Below are 19,435 nucleotides of genomic sequence, written 5' to 3'. Positions count from 1 at the left end.
AGCCCCGAAAAACGCAACTTGCTGGCGAAAAGATGTCTTGGATTTCCGACGAATGCATAAGAATTTTTCCTGATATCCCTTGTGAAAATTTCTTCTTAGCTCCGCCACAGGATGTTCTTAGCTCTGTTGTTACAAGCCTGAAACGGTTTGCCTTGGATTTTCGCCAATTTACTGGCGCCAGGGAGAGTAGTTCTGACAAGGAGAACGAGCCGAAATGCGCACCTTCAACCCCCTGTGGAGCGGAGTCTTCCTGGCCTTGACCGCTACGCAAATCCAGGCCATGACGCTGACCGACGCTATCCAGAGCACCCTCGACAAGCACCCCGAACTCCTGGCCAGCGCCCAGAACCGGCTCGTCGCCGACGAAGAGGCGAAAGTCGCCAAAGGGGGCTACCTACCGACCGTCGACCTGATAACCGGTGTCGGTCGCGAGGGGACCGACAGCCCCACGACCCGCTCCCTCGGCGATCACAACAAGGAAACCCTGAACTTCCGCGATGCCGAACTGCGCCTGCGGCAAATGCTCTTCGACGGCTTCAACACCCCCAACGAAGTGAAACGTACCAAGGCCGTGGTCAACTCCCGCGCCTACTTCACCCTCGGCACAGCCGAAAGCCTGGCGCTGCGCACCGTGGAGGTCTACCTGGACGTGCTCAAGCGCCGCGAGATGGTGGTCCTGGCGAAGAACAACCTGATGGCCCACGAACGCATCCACGACCAGATCGGCCTGCGCAGCCAACGCGGCGTGGGCAGCACCGCCGATTTCGACCAGGCCGAAGCGCGCCTGGCCCTGGCACGGAACAACCTCTACACCGAGGAAGTGAACCTGGCCGACGCCGAAGCCAGTTTCTACAGCGCCGTGGGCGTGCCGGCCGATGAGCTGGTGACACCGAGCACCATCAAGGGCGAGATGCCCACCGACATGCAGGCCGCGCGCCAGGGTGTAATGGATACCAACCCGCTGCTGAAATCGGCCCAGGCCGACGTCAACGCCGCCGAAAGCCAGTACGAGTCGGCCAAATCGCCCTTCTATCCGCGATTCGACGCCGAACTGGCGACCACCGCCGACGATGACGTGCAGGGCGAAGAGGGCCACAACAACACCTGGCGGGCCGGCGTGGTGATGAATTACAACCTGTTCAACGGCATGCGCGACAAGGCGCGGCTGCAGGCCGCCGCGCATGAAATCAACCAGTCCATGGACATCCGCAACAACGCCCTGCGGGTGCTCAACGAGAACCTCGCCCTGGCCTGGAACGCCATGGAGAACGCCCGCAAGCAGACGCCCGAAGCCCGTGCCTACGCCGACTACACCGCCCGCGTCCGCGAGGCCTACCAGCAGCAGTTCGGCCTTGGCCAGCGCACCCTGCTGGACCTGCTGGACAGCGAGAACGAACTCTTCACCGCCAACCGCCGCTATGTGGAGGTGCGCTACACCGAGGAGTTCTCCATGTACCGGGTGCTCTCGGCCATGGGCGACCTGCTGCGTCGCCAGAACGTCGTGGTCCCGGCCGAAGCCGTCGCCGTCAGCGAAGTGAAGAGCGAAGCCCAGCTGCCGGATATGCAGTGAACCACCATGGGAGTCCATGACCATGACCACCATGGAGCGGGCTGACAGTCCCAGGGACCCGCGCCAGGGCCATGATGACCCGCTGCTCGACGGCCTGCTGATCCTCTGCCGGCTGCATGGCCGCGCGGCCAGCCGCGCCAGCCTCTGCAGCGGCCTGCCGCTGCCGGGCCAACGCCTGTCCGCCGACCTGTTGCCCCGTGCCGCGGCCCGCGCCGGCCTCCACGGGCGCCTGCTGAACCGCGAACTGGGTGCCATCTCGCCGCTCAACCTGCCCCTGCTGCTGCTGCTCAAGGGTGGACGCAGCGCGGTACTGACCCGCTTCGACGACAGCGGCCGCGCGCTGATCCTGCCCTGCGAGGCCGATGGTGGCGAGCAATGGGTCGCCCGCGAAGTGCTGGCCCTGGAATACACCGGCCAGGCCCTGTTCGCCCGCCCGCGCCATGAGCTGGAAGAGGCCCGCAGCCCACTGCTGCCCCGGGTACAGTCCTGGTTCCGCGACACCCTGAAGCTGTCCCGCTGGCTCTACGCCGACGCCATGCTGGCGAGCCTGCTGATCAACCTGCTGGGCATGCTGGTGCCGCTCTTCGTGATGCAGACCTACGACCGCGTGGTGCCCAACCAGGCCACATCGACCCTCTGGGTGCTGACCATCGGCCTGTTGATCGGCACCGGTTTCGACCTGCTGTTGCGGGTGCTGCGCGCCAACCTGCTGGACAGCGCCGGGAAAAAGACCGATGTCGTCCTTTCGGCCACCCTCTTCGAGCGCATCACCGGCATGTCCCTCAAGGCGCGACCGGCCACCATCGGTGGTTTCGCCCAGAGCATCCACGACTTCCAGGGCCTGCGGGAATTCCTCACCGCGGTGACCCTCACCAGCCTGATCGACCTGCCCTTCTCGCTGCTGATGCTGCTGGTGATCGGCCTGCTCGCCGGTCCGCTGGTGGTGATCCCGCTCCTCGCCTTCCCGCTCACCGCGATCTTCGCCTGGCTGATCCAGGTGCGCCTGCGCGACACGGTCCAGCGCAGCCTGGCCCTCGGCGCCGAACGGCAGGCGCTGTTGATCGAGACCCTCGCCGGCCTGGAAACCCTCAAGGCCTGCGGCGCCGAGAGCGAGCGCCAGCACCGCTGGGAACACACCCATGGCGCCCTCACCCGCCTCGACAGCCACGCCCGCTTCCTCTGTGCCCTGGCCACCAACGGCACCCTGTTCATGCAACAGTTCGCGGGCCTGGCGATGATCGTCAGCGGCGTCTACGCCATCATCGATGGCAACCTCAGCGTCGGCGCCCTGGTGGCCTGCTACATGCTCAACAGCCGGGTGCTCTCGCCCCTCGGGCAGATCGCCGGGCTCATCACCCGCTACCAGCAGGCGCGGTTGACCATGAAGTCCACCGACGCGCTGATGGCCCTGCCGCAGGAACGCGAATCCGGGCAGCGGCCCCTGGCGCAGCAGTCGATCAAGGGCAACCTGGAACTGCGCCAGGTGGAGTTCCGCTACCCCGGGCAGGCGACCTCGGCGCTGAACAAGGTCAGCCTGCAACTGAATGCCGGGGAACGGGTCGGCATCATCGGCCGTAGCGGCTCGGGCAAGAGCACCCTGGCGCGCCTGGTCCTCGGCTTCTATGCCCCGGATGAAGGCCAGTTGCTGCTGGACGGCATCGACCTGCGCCAGACCGATATCGGCGACCTGCGCCAGCAGATCGGCTACGTCAGCCATGACCTGCCGCTGTTGGCCGGTAGCCTGCGCGACAACCTGACCCTGGGCGCACGCTACGTCAGCGACGAGCGCATGCTCGAAGTCGCGGAGCTGACCGGCGTCGCCGATCTCGCCCGGCAGCACCCGCAGGGTTATGACCGCCCGGTGGGCGAACGTGGCCAGCTGCTCTCCAGCGGCCAGCGCCAGGCCGTGCTGCTGGCCCGTGCCCTGTTGCTCGCCCCTCCCCTGCTGGTGCTCGACGAACCCACCAGCGCCATGGACAACAGCAGCGAGGAACAGCTGCGCCAGCGCCTGGCGGGCTGGTCGGCGGGCAAGACGCTGATCCTCATCACCCACCGCAGTTCGATGCTGGCGCTGGTGGATCGCCTGGTGGTGCTGGACAACGGCCAGATCGTCGCGGACGGCCCCAAGGACAGCGTTATCGACGCGCTGCGCAAGGGCCGTGTCGGCCAGGGCAACGCTTGAGGAGACAGGTCATGGCCAGCGCAGAGACTCCCCGCAACTACTTCAGCGGCAAGGCCGATACCGAATTCATGCCGGAAGTCGCCGGCGCCATGCTCGAAGACTCGCCCCGGGCCACGCGCATCACCGTCTGGGTCGCCTGCACCCTGCTGCTGGTCGCGCTGGTCTGGGCACGCTTCGCGGTGCTGGAAGAAGTCACCACCGGCGAAGGCAAGGCCATCCCCTCCAGCAAGGTTCAGGTCATCCAGAACCTCGAGGGCGGCATCGTCTCGGAAATCCTCGTGCGCGAAGGCCAGGTGGTCGACAAGGGCGCCGTACTGCTGCGCCTGGACGACACCCGCTTCCGTTCCGACCGCGGCGAGACCGAGGCGGACCGCCTGGCGCTGCTGGCGAAGGTCGAACGTCTTTCCGCCGAGGCCGAAGGCCGCGAGCTGACCCTGCCCGAGGAAATCTCCCGCGAAGCGCCGCAGCTGGCCGAGGACGAGATGTCTCTCTACCGCGCCCGCATGCAGCGGCTGGACAGCGAGCAGCGCATCCTCGGCGAGCAGTTGCGGCAGAAGAAACAGGAACTGGCCGAATTCCGTTCCAAGAGCCAGCAGTACCGGTCCAGCCTGGGGCTGATCCAGCAGGAGCTGAACATGTCCCAGCCGCTGGTGAAAGCCGGCGCCATCTCCCAGGTGGAAATCCTTCGCCTGCAGCGCAGCGCGGTGGAAACCCGCGGTGAGCTGGAGGCCACCAACCTGGCCATTCCGCGTGCCGAAGCGGCGGCGTCGGAGATCGAGCGGAAGATGGAGGAAAGCCAGCTGTCGTTCCGCTCCGACGCCTTCAAGGAGCTCAACGAGGCGCGCACCGAACTGTCGAAGATCACCTCCACCAGCAGGGCCATCGACGACCGCGTCAGCCGCACCACCGTGGTGTCGCCGGTGCACGGCGTGATCAAGCAGCTCAAGGTCAACACCATCGGCGGTGTGGTGCAGCCGGGCAGCGACCTGGTGGAAGTGGTCCCCCTGGAAGACAGCCTGCTCATCGAGGCGCGCATCCGCCCGCAGGACGTGGCCTTCCTCCATCCGGGGCAGAAGGCGATGGTCAAGTTCACCGCCTATGACTACACCATCTACGGCGGCCTCAAGGCCGACCTCGAACTGATCAGCGCCGACACCATCACCGATGAAGAAGGCAAGAGCTTCTACCTGATCCAGGTGCGCACCGAGAAGAGCCACCTGGGCAAGGACGACCACCCGCTGCTGATCATCCCCGGCATGGTCGCGACAGTGGACATCATCACCGGCGAGAAAAGCGTGCTGGATTACCTGCTGAAACCCGTGCTGAAAGCTCGGCAGGAGGCGATGCGGGAGCGGTAAGGCGGCGCACTCCCGTAGGGTGGAAATCGCTTTTTATTTCCACCATTCGGTGCCCAGCCTGACGCCGATGGTGGATGAAAAGAGCGTCATCCACCCTACTTCTCAAGGCACGCCAGGAAGCCATGCGGGAGCGTTGATCGGGGCACTGGATGCGTAGGGTGGATAGCGCTTTTCTATCCACCATCGATGCCCAGCCCGACTCCTCTGGTGGAACCAAGAGCGGTTTCCACCCTACAGCCCGGTGAAGCGATTGCAGGAGCGAATCCATTCGCGATACGGACCCACGGACCGCTGCGCGGCCCTTCGCGAATGAATTCGCTCCTACGCAAAGAAGGCCGTGCCGGTACCCACCGCCATCGCTGGTCATTGGCCATGATTGCGCCTGAAGGTCTCCTCCCCCATCGCCTCGATCTGCCCCTGGATCAGCGCCTCGAATGGCCGTAGCAATTCATCGAACCGCGCGGGCGCTTCGAGGATATCCAGGGCCACGGTGACGGCTTCGAGGGTGGACAGCGCCCCGGCCATGGGCGCCTTGCGCAGGCGGTAGCGGGAGCTCAGGCCCGCGGGCAGGGTCACCCTGGGCAGGGCCCTGAGTTCAGGATTCAGGTGCAGCAGTTTGCGCGCCTTGCGCCAGGTGCCGTCGGGCACCACCAGCAGCAGCGGGCGCGGGTCGCTGGCGGCCATCTCCACCAGGGATCGGGCCTCCTCGCCCGGGAACAGCAGGCAGGCACGGTAACGGGGATCGACCAGGGTGCCGGCAAGATCCTCGAAGCGCTCGCCCACCCGCAACTCGGCATTCTCCAGCCCCAGGGCCGCCAGGCGCGCGGTGTTCAGGGCATGGTTCACCTCGCTGGGATGCTGCAACAGCAGCACACGGGTGCGGCTCGCCAGATGGGGGATCAGCGGGCACAGGCAATGGCTTTCGGGGCGCTGGCAGCGCGGGCAGTGCGGGCGTGGCATGGCAGCGGCTCCTCAGCGCAGGTTGAGCTGCGCGCGCAGCAGGTCGCGGAAGGTCAGGATCAGCGGTTCCTTGGCCCGCCCGCGGCGCAGGATCATGGAGAACGGCGCCTGGTAGCCGAAGGTGGCCGGCAGCAATGCGCGCAGGCGCTGCTGTTCGATCCAGGGGTGGGCGTAGTGCTCCGGCAGATAACCGATATAGGCGCCGGACAGCACCAGGATCAATTGCGCCTCCATGGACTCCACCGTCGCCGCGCTGTGCTTGAAGCCGTGGCGTGCCAGTTCCGCCTGGCTCCAGTAGCCGCGCCCCACCATGCGCTGCTGGGTGATGAGTTCGGCGGGGATGCGCCGCTCGCCGTACAGCGGGTGGCGCTCGCTGCAGTAGAGCCAGTGCTGCTCACGGTAGAGCGGCTGGTAGACCAGGCCATTCATACGCGTGGAGAAGGCGCCGATGGCCAGGTCCAGGCGATTGTCGAGAACACCCAGCTGCAGGTCGTAGGGGCTCATCACCGACAGGTGCAGGTGCACCGCCGCGTGTTCCTGGCTGTAGGCGCCGATCACTTCGGCCAGCGGCAGCGCCGGGTCGCTCACGGTGGAATCGAGCACGCCGAGGTTGAGGGTGCCGCGCAGCTCGCCCTTGAGGGAGGCCGAGTAGCGCTCGAAGCTTTCCAGTTCACCCAACAGACGCAGGGTTTCCTGGTAGTACAGCTCGCCCTTGCTGGTCAGCCGGAAGCCCGCCCGGCCCCGGTGGCAGAGGGTCAGCCCCACCTGCGCCTCCAACTGGCTCATGTAGGTGCTGATGGCCGAGGTGGAGAGATTCAACTCCTGCTGCGCGGCGGCGAAGCCCTGGTGACGGACCACGCTGGCGAAGATGCGCAGGAGTTTCAGGTCGGGCATGGCGGTGGACATGGGGGCACTCACGGTTCCAGGTGCAATTGAACGGTGTAGGGGCGAATTCATTCGCCAAGCAGGACGCAGTCCTGCCCCTTCCCTGGAGCCGAACGGGTCCGCTGCGCGGCCCTTGGCGAATGAATTCGCCCCTACAGAAAGCAGTCGCCCGCTCGGCAAGACGGCATCTTACCCGCTCCCGATAGTTTAGAAATCCTTGAAGTAATTATTTGCGGCCAGCGATTTTTCCGTGATGGCACTGTCACCAGAATCCGCCCCACTACCTACAACCACAACAACCGTGAGGCCACCCCGTGGACAAGAAACTGCATCAGCCCCTTGGTGGTAACGAAATGCCCCGCTTCGGCGGCATCGCCACCATGATGCGCCTGCCGCATATCCAGACCCCGGCCGAACTCGGCGCCCTGGATGCCGCCTTCGTCGGCGTACCGCTGGATATCGGTACCTCCCTGCGCTCCGGTACCCGCTTCGGCCCGCGCGAAATTCGCGCCGAATCGGTGATGATCCGCCCGTACAACATGGCGACCGGCGCTGCCCCCTTCGATTCGCTGAACGTGGCCGACATCGGCGACGTGGCCATCAACACCTTCAACCTGCTGGAAGCCGTGCGCATCATCGAGCAGGAATACGACCGCATCCTCGGCCACGGCATCGTGCCGCTGACCCTGGGCGGCGACCACACCATCACCCTGCCGATCCTGCGCGCCATCAACAAGGTGCACGGCAAGGTGGGCCTGGTGCACATCGATGCCCATGCCGACGTCAACGACCACATGTTCGGCGAGAAAATCGCCCACGGCACCACCTTCCGCCGCGCCGTGGAAGAAGGCCTGCTCGACTGCGACCGCGTGGTGCAGATCGGCCTGCGCGCCCAGGGCTACACCGCCGAAGACTTCAACTGGAGCCGCAAGCAGGGCTTCCGCGTGGTCCAGGCCGAAGAGTGCTGGCACAAGTCGCTGGCGCCCCTGATGGCCGAAGTCCGCGAGAAAGTCGGCGGCGGCCCGGTCTACCTGTCCTTCGACATCGACGGCATCGACCCGGCCTGGGCGCCCGGCACCGGCACCCCGGAAATCGGCGGCCTGACCACCATCCAGGCGATGGAAATCATCCGTGGCTGCCAGGGCCTGGACGTCATCGGCTGCGACCTGGTCGAAGTCTCCCCGCCCTACGACACCACCGGCAACACCTCGCTGCTGGGCGCCAACCTGCTCTACGAAATGCTCTGCATCCTGCCCGGCGTACAGCGTCGCTGAGTCCAGCCATGAGCGAACGCCAAGCCCTGGAGGCCGCCAGCTCGCTGGTGGCCGCCTTCGCCGCGAGCGACTCCGACGCCTCCTTCGCCGCGTTCAGCGAGGACGCCAGCTTCGCCTTCCACACCTGCGACAAGCCGCTGCCCACCTGGTGAGGCTCCCCGGGAGAGAAGAAATTGAATAACAACAACAACGACCACGCAGCCACCCGAATCGATACCCACGGCGTCGAGCACACTCCCGAACGGAATGCCGAGCCGGCACCTCTGTTTCGCCCGACCTCCGGCGGCGCCAGCACCTGTCGGATCACCCATGGCTGGAACTGGCGCGGCATGGGCGCCTGGATCCCCAGCGCGCTGGTGGGCCTATGCTTGGTAAACCTCCCGGGCCAGTTCGTCGGCCCGCTGGGCGAGCTGGCCGGTGGCATCGATATCAGCCTGCCGGTCACTCTGGGCACGGCCGCCCTGCTGTACCTGGTACTGCTGGCGATCTTCCCGGAACCGGCCGCCGTCTACGGCCCCAAAGACCCCCGCTGGGTCCCCTCGAAGACTTCCCAAGCATCCCTTCAGGGTTCCCCTGAAGCTGCGTGACAACGAAATAGCTCCACTTTATTGCGACTGCCTACAACAACAACCACTGCAAAACGCCTTGAAGGAGTTACCGATGACCAATCGTCCGCTGAAGCTGCTCGCCCTCGCCGGCCTCGCCGCCGCCACCCTCTGTGGTGGCGCCATGGCCGCCGACAGCAAGCCGTCGTTCGTGAGCTCGGGAAGTTTCCAGGTCTGTTCCGACCCGACCTTCCCGCCGCTGGAGTTCTTCGAGAAGACCGGTGACCGCGAGCCCTCGGGCTTCGACACCGATCTGATCCGCGCCCTGGCCAAGCACTGGGGCGTGAAGCCGCGCTTCATCGTCACCGAATTCACCGGCCTGCTGCCGGGTCTGGAGGCCAAGCGCTGCGACGCGGTCATCAGCGGCACCCTGATCACTCCCGAGCGCACCCAGAAGCTGCATGCCGTGGCCTATCTCGCCAGCGCCACCATCGTCTTCGGCAGCGGCAAGAGCGACCTCAAGCTGAGCAGCCTGGACGATCTCTCCGGCAAGGTGGTGGCGGTGCAGTCCGGCACCCGCTACGTGACCATCATGGAGAAGCTCAACGAGCAGCTGAAGGCCGCCGGCAAGACCCCGGCTACCCTGCAGACCTATCCCAAGGGCAGCGACGTCGCCCAGCAGGTACTGGTAGGCCGCGCCGCCGCAGGCCTGTCCCAGGACACCGAGCTGGCCTACCGCGAACTGCAGACCCCCGGCCAGTTCAGGACCCTCTACGCCTTCCCCGAGAAGGACATCTTCGGCGCCTACATGCGTCCGAGCCCGGAAGACAAGCAGGCCGTACAGGACGCCGTGTCTGCACTGAAGGCCGATGGAACCCTCAAGGCCATCGCCGAGAAATGGAAGCTCGATCCGGCCAACCTGGAAACCGCCGCGCAGTAAGCAAGGCCAACCACCCGCCCCTCTCCCGTGTACGGGAGAGGGTGCGAAGGCACGCTTCCATTCACGCAGGACACGTACATGAACTTCGATGTGACTGTCTTCTGGGACGCCCTGACGTCCTGGCACTTCTTCCGCGGCGCCTGCATCACCCTGGTGCTGGCGCTGGTGTCCCACTCGGTGGGCATCCTGATTTCCATTCCCTGCGCCCTGGCCCTGGATGGCCCGCCGACTGCCTGGCGCACCACCCTGCGCGCAGTGCTCAGCGTCTTCCGTGGCGCCCCCACCCTGCTGCAGCTGCTGTTCGTGTGGAACGCCCTGCCGCAGTTCTTCCCGGCTTTCCGTGAAGAGTGGTTCACCCCCTTCATCGCCGCCTGGATCGCCCTGTCGATCAACGAGGCCGCCTACCAGGTGGAGATCAACCGCGCCGCGCTGAAATCCGTCGACCGCGGCCAGTACGCCGCCGGCCACGCCCTGGGCCTGTCGCGCTGGCATATCTTCCGCTACGTGATCCTGCCCCAGGCCGCGCGCATCGCCGTACCGCCGACCGCCAACGAGTTCATCACCCTGTTGAAGATCACCTCGCTGGCCTCGGTCATCTCCCTGCAGGAGCTGATGGCGGTGACCTCGCAGACGGTCTCCACCACCTTCCAGTTCTCCGAGTACTACGCCGTCGCCCTCGTCTACTACCTCGTCATGGTCTACACCCTGACCTGGCTGCAGAGTGGCCTCGAACGGCGCCTGTCGTGGGATGCCCACGGCAGCGCCAGCAGCAAATCCGTCGGCCTGGTGCAACGCACCCTGGCCCGCATGCGCCGTATCTGAGGAGCCCGACATGAACGAAATCATCCGTCTGCAGAATGTCGGCAAGCACTATGACGATTTCCAGGTGCTGCAGGGCATCAACCTGACCGTGCACCAGGGCGAGAAGATCGTCATCTGCGGTCCCTCGGGTTCCGGCAAGTCCACCCTGATCCGCTGCATCAACCGCCTCAACCCCCATGACACCGGCACCATCACGGTGGAAGACCAGGACATTTCCACCCGGACCGGCAGCGACCACGTGCGCCGCGAGGTCGGCATGGTGTTCCAGAACTTCAACCTGTTCCCCCACCTGACGGTGCTGGAGAACTGCACCTTGGCGCCGATGAAAGTGCGTGGCCTGTCGCGCAAGGCAGCCGAGGAACTGGCGCTGCGCTACCTCAACCGCGTGCACATCGGCTCCCAGGCCCACAAGAAGCCCGGCCAGCTCTCCGGCGGCCAGCAACAGCGCGTGGCCATCGCCCGCGCCTTGTGCATGAACCCCAAGGTCATGCTGTTCGATGAGCCCACCTCGGCACTGGACCCGGAAATGGTCGGCGAAGTGCTGGAAGTGATGACCGAACTGGCCCAGGACGGCATGACCATGCTCTGCGTGACCCACGAGATGGGCTTCGCCCGCAAGGTGGCCGACCGCGTGGTGTTCATGGACGCCGGGCAGATCGTGGAGACCGCCACTCCGGCCGAATTCTTCGACAACCCGAAACACCCGCGCACCCGGGCTTTCCTTTCGCAGATCCGCCACTGATGAACGCACAGAACGAAGCCATCCTGCGCCGGGACCTGGCGGCGGCCTACCGGCTGGCCGCCCTCTTCGGTTGGGACGACACCCTCTACACCCACTTCTCGGTGCGCCTGCCGGGCGTCGAGCCGCGTTTCCTGATCAACCCCTTCGGGCTGATGTTCGAGGAAATCCGCGCCAGCGACCTGATAGTGGTCGACATGCACGGCCGCGTGGTGGCGGGCAACGCCGACTACAACGTCGCCGGCTTCACCATCCACAGCGCGGTGCACATGGCCCGCGCCGACGCCCACTGCGTGATCCACACCCATACCCTGGCGGGCATGGCGGTGGCCGCGGCGGACAACGGCCTGGCCCAGCTCAACCAGATCAGCGCCGAGTTCCACCAGCGGGTCGGCTACCACACCTACGAAGGCATCGCCCTGGACCTGGGCGAGCGCGAGCGGCTGGTGGCATCGCTGGGCGACAACATCGCCCTGATCCTGCGCTACCACGGCCTGCTCAGCGTCGGCGCCAGCGTCGCCGATGCCTTCTACGTCATGTACTACCTGAACAAGGCGTGCGAGATACAGCTCGCCGCCTCGACCCTGCGGGGCATCCGCGAGATGCCGAACGAGCTCAGCGCGCACGCCTGCGAACAGTTCCAGGCCAGCGAATGGCAACGCCAGCTGGTCTGGGAAGCCTGGCTGCGCAAGCTCGAGCGGGAATGCCCCGACTACCAGGACTGAACCACCGCTGGACCCGATTCGAAACGGCGCAGTGTGAAGCGTTGCGCGCCTTGCAACACCTGTCGCGGCCTTACCCGCCACGGCAACAACAATAGAAAGAGAGACCTGAAATGGCTTTGGATATTTTCGTAGTACTGATCTATGCCGCCGGCATGCTGCTTCTCGGCTGGTACGGCATGCGCCGCGCCAAGTCCCATGAGGAGTTCCTGGTGGCCGGCCGTAACCTCGGCCCGGCCTTCTACATGGGCACCATGGCCGCCACCGTGCTCGGTGGCGCCTCCACCGTCGGCACCGTGCGTCTGGGCTATGTCCATGGCATTTCCGGTTTCTGGCTCTGCGCCGCCCTGGGCGCGGGCATCATCGTGCTCAACCTGTTCCTGGCCAAGCCGCTGCTGAAGCTGCGCATCTTCACCGTCACCCAGATCCTCGAGCGCCGCTACAACCCGATGGCGCGCCAGGCCAGCGCGGTGATCATGTTCGCCTACGCGCTGATGATCGGTGTGGTCTCCACCCTGGCGATCGGCACCGTCATGGAAGTGCTGTTCGGCCTGCCGTTCTGGGTATCCGTGCTGCTCGGCGGCGGCGTGGTGGTGGTGTACTCCACCATCGGCGGCATGTGGTCGCTGACCCTGACCGACATCGTGCAGTTCATCATCAAGACCGTGGGCCTGATGTTCCTGCTCCTGCCGATCTGCTTGTACCGCGTGGGTGGCTGGGATGAGCTGGTGGCCAAGCTGCCGGAAACCGCCTTCAACTTCACCACCATCGGTTATGACACGATCATCACCTACTTCCTGATCTACTTCTTCGGCATCCTCATCGGCCAGGACATCTGGCAGCGTGTGTTCACCGCGCGCAGCGAAGGCGTAGCCAAGTACGCCGGCACGGTCGCCGGTGTCTACTGCGTGATCTACGGCCTGGTGGGCGCCCTGATCGGCATGTGCGCCAAGGTGCTGCTGCCTGACCTGGACAACGTCAACAATGCCTTCGCCGCCATCGTCCAGGCCTCCCTGCCGGACGGCATCCGTGGCCTTGTGATCGCTGCCGCCCTGGCCGCGATGATGTCCACCGCCAGCGCCGGCCTGCTCGCCGCCTCCACCACCATCACCGAAGACCTGCTGCCCAAGCTGCGCGGCGGCAAGGAATCGAGCCTGGCCATGACCCGTCTGTTTACCCTGCTCACCGGCGTCGCCGTGCTGGTCATCGCCCTGATCGTCAACGACGTCCTCGGCGCCCTGACCCTGGCCTACAACCTGCTGGTCGGCGGCATGCTGATCCCGCTGCTGGGCGCCATCTACTGGAAGCGCGCCACCACCGCGGGCGCCATCGCCAGCATGGGCCTGGGCTGCGTCACCGCGCTGGTCTTCATGTTCACCGACGGCCTGGAAGCCAACACCCCGATCTACTACAGCCTGGCTGTGGGCCTGGTGAGCTTCGTGGTGGTCAGCCTGCTGTCCCGCCCCACCGAGGCAGTTGCCGACCTGGCCTGATATGCACTGCCGCCTCTCCCCGGAGGCGGCTTTGCGCCCCGGTGCGGCCTTGCCGACCGGGGCTTTTTTATTTCCATTCCACCGGCTGCCGCCCCTGGCGGCCTAATCTTGTAGGGGCGAATTCATTCGCCAAGCAGACCGGAGGTCTGCCCTGCAACACCTCAGGGGGCAGCTTCGCCGCCCTTGGCGAATGAATTCGCCCCTACAGGTTCAGCTCACAGGCGGCCTACGCAAGGAGCACACCCCATGAAAATCGTCAGCCGCGACCAGTGGTTCGAAGTCGAGCACTGCTATGACGGCATCAGCCTGATCAGCGAGCCCTACGTGCGGCCCTTTTACCGCTGCAACCTCTGGCACGTGCAGGGCCGCAACCGCGACCTGCTGATCGATTCGGGCTCCGGCGTGGTCAGCCTGCGCGAGCAATTGCACTGGCTCACCCAGCGGCCGCTGCTGGCGGTGGCCAGTCACACCCACTTCGACCATATCGCCGGCCACCACGAGTTTCCCGAACGCCTGGTGCATCCGGCGGAAGCGGATATCCTGGCGGCCCCTGACGGCGCCAATACCCTCGCGACGGATTACGTCGGTGACGAGATGTTCGAGGCGCACCCGGACTGCCCGCTGTGCTACGCCGAGTACCACGTGAAGGCGGCACCGGCGACGCGGCTGATCGATGAGGGCGATGTGCTGGACCTGGGGGATCGGGTGCTGGAAGTGCTGCATACCCCCGGCCATTCACCGGGTGGCATCAGCCTGTGGGAAGCGAAGACGCAGACGCTGTTCAGCGGCGACATCATCTACGATGGCCCGCTGATCGATAATGCCTACCACTCGAATCTTGAAGACTACGCCAAAAGCCTTGCACGGCTGCGCGACCTTCCGGTGCGCACCGTGCATGGTGGCCATTTCCCCAGCTTCTCGGGTGAGCGCCTGCGCGAGTTGGCGGACAACTGGCTCAGGGCTCACGAGTAAGCCGGTTACTACCTCGAACGGCGCTGCTCGGCGAGGCGGCGCTGCTCTTCACTACGGACCGGAATGGGTTGCAGGCGCGGTGCCTCGATCAGGCCCAGCGCGACACCCAATTGCCACATCCACGCTTCTAGCCGCTTTTTCATGCTTGACCCCCCTTTCCTGGGATATTGGTCGGGTGGCCCGTGCTTCTTGGGCCACCCTAGTCAGGAGCTTAGTTGCTCCGGGCTGGTTCCAGAATATGCCCGCCCGGAAATTTCCTACTGATCTGCGTCAAACCGCTGAACGGTATGACGGAAATCATCATCGACCTTGTAGGGTGGACAGCGCTTTTCTGTCCACCAGCGACGCCATGCCGAACTCCCACGGTGGATCGGTAAAGCGTGATCCACCCTACGAATCCTCGTCACTTATCGCTCAGGATGCTTGGGGCCCAACCTGCTGCAGGTCGATCCAGGCGCGCAGGTTGGCACCGAGCATGCCCTTGCGCCACATCAGCCAGGTGGTGGCACGGTTGAAGGGCGCGTCCAGCTGGTGCACCCGCACCTCTTCACGGCCCGGCAGGCTCTCCAGCATGGAGCGCGGCACCAGGGCGATGCCGCCGCCGGCAATCACGCAGGCCAGCATGCTGTGGTAGGACTCGATCTCCATGGGCGGTGCCATCGGCACCCTTGATGCGACGAACCAGCCTTCCAGCCGGCGGCGGTAGGAGCAGCTCTGGCGGAAGGCGAAGACTTCCAGCCCCGCCACATCCTGGGCGGAGCGCACCGGTCCGTGGGCAGCCTCGGTGATCAGTACCATCTCCTCCTCGAACATCGGTAGACCATCCAGCTCGGCGAATTCCACCGGACCGTCCACCAGCGCGGCATCCAGGCGGCCGCCGAGCAGGCCGTCGAGCAATTCGCCGCTGGGCGCCGTCTGCACCTGCAGGTTCACCGCCGGCCAGGTGCGGTGGTAGCGCACCAGCATCGGCGGCAGGTGGATGGCGGCGGTGCTGAACATCGAGCCAATGACGAAATCCCCTGCCGGCTCACCGCCACGCAACGCCGCCTCGGCCTCGGCCTGCAGGGCGAACATGCGTTCGGCGTAGCCCAGCATCACCTTGCCCGCCGGCGACAGGGTGAGGCGCTGGCGTTCGCGCAGGAACAACTCCACGCCCAGGCTTTCCTCCAGTTGCTTGAGGCGCGTGGAGAGGTTGGACGGCACCCGGTGCAGGCGGGTGGCAGCGCGGGTGATGGAGCCCTCCTCGGCCACGGCCTGGAAGATGCGGAGCTGGCTGAGTTCCATGGATTCACCATTCAACAAAAAAGAACAACTCCATTCTCTTTTATTCGTTTTTAATGAACACCGCCAGTGCCTAGGATGAAATTCCGATGATCTGCCCCGGAACCTTCTCATGTCCCCGCTGATCCGCCTGCTCGCCTGCTTCCTCGCCCTGCTGGTCGCCATGGGCGTCGGTCGCTTCGCCCTGACACCGCAGCTGCCGCACCTGATCGCCGAGGGCCAGGTGAGCCTCGCCGCAGCCGGGCTGGTGGCCGCCGCCAATTACCTGGGCTATCTGGTGGGCGCCCTCGACGCCCTCAATGCCCGCTCCCCGGGCCAGGCCCGCCTGCGCCTGGTGGGGGGCCTCTGGGCCTGCGTGGTGCTGACCCTGGTTTCGGTCCCGGCGGAAGGTTTCTGGCCCCACGCGCTGCTGCGCTTCGGCCTGGGGGTGGCCAGCGCCTGGGTGCTGGTGATGGCCACCGGGCTCAGCCAGCGCCTCGCCGCCGAGGCGGGGCATCCGCGCCTGGGCAGCCTGGTGTTCGCCGGCCCGGCCTTCGGCGTGATGCTCACCGGGATGCTGGCCCTGGAGCTGAACCTGCAAGGCCAGGGCTCCGCCGCCATCTGGCTGGCCTTCGGCGCCGTGGCCCTGGTGCTGACCCTGCTCACCCAGCCGCTGTTGCCCTGCCCATCCGGCGCCGTCCCAAAAGCGGAAACCACGGCCCACGCAAGGCCGAAGGCCCTCCACGCCCTGCTCGGTGCCTATGGACTGGTGGGGTTGGGCTACATCATCCCGGCCACTTTCCTTTCGCAGATGGCCGCCGCGCGCTTTCACGGGCACTGGCAGGCGGACCTGTTCTGGCCGGCCTTCGGCCTGGCCGCGGCGTTCGGGGTGATCCTGGTGAGCCTGCGTCGGCCACGGCCCGACAGTATCCGTCGCTGGTTGGTGGCCGCCCTCTGGCTGCAGGCCCTGGGCACCCTCGCCTGTACCCTGCCGGGGCTGACCGGACTGACCCTGGGGGTGATCCTCAGCGGCGGCCCTTTCCTCGCCGGCATGCAACTGGTGATGCAGTACGCCCGGGAACTGGACCCGCAGGGGCACTCGCGCAATGTCGGGTTGCTGACCGCCAGCTTTGCCCTCGGGCAGTTGCTGGGACCGCTGCTGGCGGCGGTGAGCAGTCATCTGTGGGGCGACCTGCAGCCGGCGCTCTATGTGGCCGGCGCGGGATTGCTGCTGGCGGGTGGGATGATGCTCGGTGCCAGGGGCGGGGAACCTGTAGGGGCGAATTCATTCGCCAAGCAGGCCGAAGGTCTGCCCTGCCGGAACTGAAGCCAGATCCACAAACAGAAAGGGCCGCTGCGCGGCCCCTGGCGAATGAATTCGCCCCTACAAGGAACGCCCCCGAATCAGGTCCCGGTCTTGATCTTGGTCCAGGTGCGGGTACGGACGCGCTCCAGCTTCGCCGGCAGCATTTCCACCGAGAACAGCTTGGCCTGCACCTCCGCCGGTGGGTAGACGTTGGGATTGTCCCGTAGCTCCGCCGAAATCAGCTTGTCCGCCGCCTGGTTGGGGTTGGCGTAGGCCACGTGGTCGGAGATGGGCGCCACCACTTCGGGGCGAAGCAGGTAGTTGAGGAAGGCGTGGGCCTGCTCGACGTTCTGCGCGTCCTTCGGGATGGCCAGCACATCGAACCAGGCCGCGGTGCCCTCCTTGGGAATGCGGTACTCCACCTTCACCCCGTTGCCGGCTTCCCGCGCCCGGGCCGCCGCCTGCATGGCGCCGCCGGACCAGGCCAGGGCCACGCAGACCTCGCCATTGGCGAGGTCAGTGACGAACTTCGACGAGCTGAAGTAGCTGACATGGGGCCGCAGCCTGGTCAGCAGTTCCTCGGCCTTCTTGTAGTCGTCCGGGTTGTGGCTGTTGGGCGGCAGGCCCAGGTAGTGCAGCACTTCCGGTATCACCTCGGTGGGCGAATCGAGGAAGGCCACGCCGCAGCTCTTGAGCTTGGCCAGGTTGTCGGGGTTGAAGATCAGCTCCCAGGAATCCACTGGCGCATTCTCGCCCAGCACCGCCTTTACCTTGTCGACGTTGTAGGCGATGCCGTTGGTGCCCCACATGTAGGGCATCACGTACTGGTTGCCCGGGTCCTTGGCGGCCAGGACCTTGAGCAGCGCCGGGTTGAGGTTCTTCCAGTTGGACAGCTTGCTCTTGTCCAGCGGCTGGAACACGCCGGCCTTCATGTAGTTGGGCAGGAAGCCGTCGCTGGGCACCACCAGGTCGTAGCCGGAGTGGCCGGACAGCAGCTTGGCCTCCAGCACCTCGTTGCTGTCGTAGACGTCGTACTGGGGCTTGATGCCGCTGTCGGCCTGGAAGTTCTTCAGGGTGTCCGGGGCGATGTAGTCGAACCAGTTGTAGATGCGCACCACCGGCTCGGCGGCAGCATTCAGCGAGGCGCCCAGCAGGGCCCCCGCCAGTAGGACGCCGGCCTTCATCGCGCGGCCCCCTCAAAGCCTTGCAGAACGTTCACCGCATTCACGCCGATGGCTTCCACCGCGTAGCCGCCTTCCATGATGAACAGGGTGGGCAGGCCGAGGGCGGCGATGCGCTGGCCCATGCGGACGTAGTCGGGCGAGTCCAGCTTGAACTTGGAAATCGGGTCGTCCTTGTAGGTGTCCACACCCAGGGAGATCACCAGGGCATCCGGCGCGTAGGCGGCGATCTTGCGGCAGGCGTCATCCAGGGCGGCGGACCAGCCCTCCCAGCCGGTGCCGTGGGGCAGCGGGTAGTTGTGGTTGAAGCCGGCGCCCGCGCCTTCGCCGCGCTCGTCGGCGTGGCCCAGGTAGTAGGGGTATTCCACCAGCGGGTCGCCGTGGATGGAGGCGAAGAGCACGTCGCTGCGCCCGTAGAACAGTTCCTGGGTGCCGTTGCCGTGGTGGTAGTCGACGTCGAGGATGGCCACCCGCCTGGCGCCCTGGTCGAGGAAGGCCTGGGTGACGATGGCGGCATTGTTGAAGAAGCAGTAGCCGCCCATGAAATCGCTGCCGGCATGGTGTCCCGGCGGACGGCAGAGGGCGAAGGCGGTATTGGCGCCCTGGCGCATGTGGTCCTGGGCGGTCAGCGCCACCTGGGCCGAGCTGTACACGGCCTGCCAGGTGCCGGCGGTGATGGGCGCCTCGGTATCGAAGCAGTAGTGACCGAGCTGGCCGTGCAGCGCGGTGGGGATGGGGCCGTCGCGGCGCAGGCGGCGTGCCGGGAAGGTGGTGGGCAGCAGGTCGCAGCTATGGCCTTCGGCGGCCCAACGCTCCCAGGCGCCCTTGAGGAACTCCACATAGGCGGCGTCATGCACCCGCAGGATCGGCTCCAGGCCGAAGTCTTTGGGCTCGATCACCTCGCCGATTGCCTGCTGGCGAACCCGCGCCAGCACGGTATCGGCGCGGCTGGGCATTTCGAAACAGGGCTGGAGCTTGCCATCGACCAGTTCCGACTGGCCGAAGTGGAGACGATGATCGTCGCTGTAGACGGTCAGCATGGAGGGCACCTCATTCGGGTCTTGTTATTGGTGAGGTGATTCTGTGGCCGGCACGGACGTTTGCGCAGAGGCTGGGGCGGCCAATAGGGGATCGATATGGCCAATTTATTTGGCCGAACACCCGCTCATGATGCATTTGTAGGATGGGTGGAGCTTGCGATACCCATCATGGCCTTCCGCATGGGT

Annotated in this window: 17 protein-coding genes and 2 pseudogenes; 13 read left to right on the top strand and 6 right to left on the bottom strand. The window is 65.7% G+C overall.

Going from position 1 to position 19,435, the window contains the following annotated elements:
- Positions 1-214: 214 nt before the first annotated feature.
- Genes ACFW0H_RS11140 through ACFW0H_RS11130 form a run of 3 tightly spaced genes read left to right on the top strand, consistent with a single transcriptional unit; the run spans position 215 to position 5,110 of the window.
- Positions 215-1,570, top strand: coding sequence for a TolC family outer membrane protein (locus ACFW0H_RS11140; RefSeq protein WP_422913962.1), 1,356 nt, complete (start codon positions 215-217; stop codon positions 1,568-1,570).
- A gap of 22 nt (positions 1,571-1,592) precedes the next feature.
- On the top strand, positions 1,593-3,752 hold the full coding sequence (locus ACFW0H_RS11135; protein WP_422914098.1) for a type I secretion system permease/ATPase: 2,160 nt from the start codon (positions 1,593-1,595) through the stop codon (positions 3,750-3,752).
- An 11-nt stretch (positions 3,753-3,763) separates the two neighbouring features.
- Complete coding sequence (locus ACFW0H_RS11130) at positions 3,764-5,110, top strand: HlyD family type I secretion periplasmic adaptor subunit (protein WP_422913961.1); 1,347 nt, start codon at positions 3,764-3,766, stop codon at positions 5,108-5,110.
- A gap of 363 nt (positions 5,111-5,473) precedes the next feature.
- Here ACFW0H_RS11130 and ACFW0H_RS11125 read toward each other — a convergent pair whose 3' ends face one another.
- Complete coding sequence (locus ACFW0H_RS11125) at positions 5,474-6,070, bottom strand: tRNA-uridine aminocarboxypropyltransferase (RefSeq protein WP_422913960.1); 597 nt, start codon at positions 6,068-6,070, stop codon at positions 5,474-5,476.
- A 12-nt stretch (positions 6,071-6,082) separates the two neighbouring features.
- On the bottom strand, positions 6,083-6,976 hold the full coding sequence (locus ACFW0H_RS11120; protein WP_422913959.1) for a LysR family transcriptional regulator: 894 nt from the start codon (positions 6,974-6,976) through the stop codon (positions 6,083-6,085).
- 293 nt (positions 6,977-7,269) lie between these two features.
- On the opposite strand from ACFW0H_RS11120, the gene speB reads away from it, so the two are divergent.
- From speB to ACFW0H_RS11075, 9 genes and pseudogenes are all read left to right on the top strand, one after another.
- Complete coding sequence (gene speB, locus ACFW0H_RS11115) at positions 7,270-8,229, top strand: agmatinase (protein ID WP_422913958.1); 960 nt, start codon at positions 7,270-7,272, stop codon at positions 8,227-8,229.
- 8 nt (positions 8,230-8,237) lie between these two features.
- Positions 8,238-8,369 (top strand): annotated as a pseudogene (locus tag ACFW0H_RS11110) (DUF4440 domain-containing protein); the annotation flags it as partial.
- 168 nt (positions 8,370-8,537) lie between these two features.
- Positions 8,538-8,816, top strand: a pseudogene (locus tag ACFW0H_RS11105) (cytosine permease); the annotation flags it as partial.
- Between the two features lie 73 nt (positions 8,817-8,889).
- Positions 8,890-9,714, top strand: coding sequence for a transporter substrate-binding domain-containing protein (locus ACFW0H_RS11100; RefSeq protein ID WP_422913957.1), 825 nt, complete (start codon positions 8,890-8,892; stop codon positions 9,712-9,714).
- A gap of 78 nt (positions 9,715-9,792) precedes the next feature.
- Positions 9,793-10,536 (top strand): amino acid ABC transporter permease, encoded by a 744-nt coding sequence (locus ACFW0H_RS11095; protein WP_422913956.1) that lies wholly within the window; start codon positions 9,793-9,795, stop codon positions 10,534-10,536.
- A 10-nt stretch (positions 10,537-10,546) separates the two neighbouring features.
- Entirely contained in the window at positions 10,547-11,278 is a 732-nt protein-coding gene (locus ACFW0H_RS11090) for an amino acid ABC transporter ATP-binding protein (protein ID WP_422913955.1), read from the top strand.
- The gene (locus ACFW0H_RS11085) at positions 11,278-12,000 is read left to right on the top strand and encodes a class II aldolase/adducin family protein (protein WP_422913954.1); all 723 of its coding nucleotides are present in this window, start codon (positions 11,278-11,280) and stop codon (positions 11,998-12,000) included. Before ACFW0H_RS11090 ends, ACFW0H_RS11085 begins: the two co-directional genes overlap by 1 nt.
- Positions 12,001-12,110: 110 nt before the next feature.
- A complete protein-coding gene (locus ACFW0H_RS11080) occupies positions 12,111-13,490 on the top strand; it encodes a sodium:solute symporter family protein (protein ID WP_422913953.1) in 1,380 nt (459 codons plus the stop codon).
- A gap of 246 nt (positions 13,491-13,736) precedes the next feature.
- Positions 13,737-14,462, top strand: a complete 726-nt coding sequence (locus ACFW0H_RS11075) for an MBL fold metallo-hydrolase (RefSeq protein ID WP_422913952.1) — start codon at positions 13,737-13,739, stop codon at positions 14,460-14,462.
- Between the two features lie 8 nt (positions 14,463-14,470).
- On the opposite strand, the gene ACFW0H_RS11070 is transcribed toward ACFW0H_RS11075, so the two are convergent.
- Together ACFW0H_RS11070 and ptrR are read right to left on the bottom strand one after the other, a co-directional pair.
- Positions 14,471-14,605, bottom strand: a complete 135-nt coding sequence (locus tag ACFW0H_RS11070) for a PA1414 family protein (protein WP_422913951.1) — start codon at positions 14,603-14,605, stop codon at positions 14,471-14,473.
- Between the two features lie 271 nt (positions 14,606-14,876).
- Positions 14,877-15,746: a putrescine utilization regulator PtrR gene (ptrR, locus tag ACFW0H_RS11065; protein ID WP_422913950.1), complete on the bottom strand. Its 870-nt coding sequence runs from the start codon at positions 15,744-15,746 to the stop codon at positions 14,877-14,879.
- Between the two features lie 109 nt (positions 15,747-15,855).
- Here ptrR and ACFW0H_RS11060 point away from each other — a divergent pair, with 109 nt between their 5' ends.
- Positions 15,856-17,049 carry a YbfB/YjiJ family MFS transporter gene (locus ACFW0H_RS11060; RefSeq protein WP_422913949.1) on the top strand — a complete coding sequence of 398 codons (1,194 nt, stop codon included), beginning with the start codon at positions 15,856-15,858 and terminating at the stop codon, positions 17,047-17,049.
- Between the two features lie 77 nt (positions 17,050-17,126).
- On the opposite strand, the gene ACFW0H_RS11055 is transcribed toward ACFW0H_RS11060, so the two are convergent.
- The gene (locus ACFW0H_RS11055) at positions 17,127-18,212 is read right to left on the bottom strand and encodes an extracellular solute-binding protein (protein WP_422913948.1); all 1,086 of its coding nucleotides are present in this window, start codon (positions 18,210-18,212) and stop codon (positions 17,127-17,129) included.
- The gene (locus ACFW0H_RS11050; RefSeq protein ID WP_422913947.1) at positions 18,209-19,249 is read right to left on the bottom strand and encodes a histone deacetylase family protein; all 1,041 of its coding nucleotides are present in this window, start codon (positions 19,247-19,249) and stop codon (positions 18,209-18,211) included. The genes ACFW0H_RS11055 and ACFW0H_RS11050 overlap by 4 nt, the downstream gene beginning before the upstream one ends.
- Positions 19,250-19,435: the final 186 nt, after the last annotated feature.

Source organism: Metapseudomonas cellulosilytica (assembly GCF_049334135.1).
In the GTDB taxonomy this organism is placed as follows: domain Bacteria; phylum Pseudomonadota; class Gammaproteobacteria; order Pseudomonadales; family Pseudomonadaceae; genus Metapseudomonas.
The sequence above is the reverse complement of the archived record's forward strand: the minus strand, read 5'-3'. Positions and strand labels throughout refer to the sequence as shown.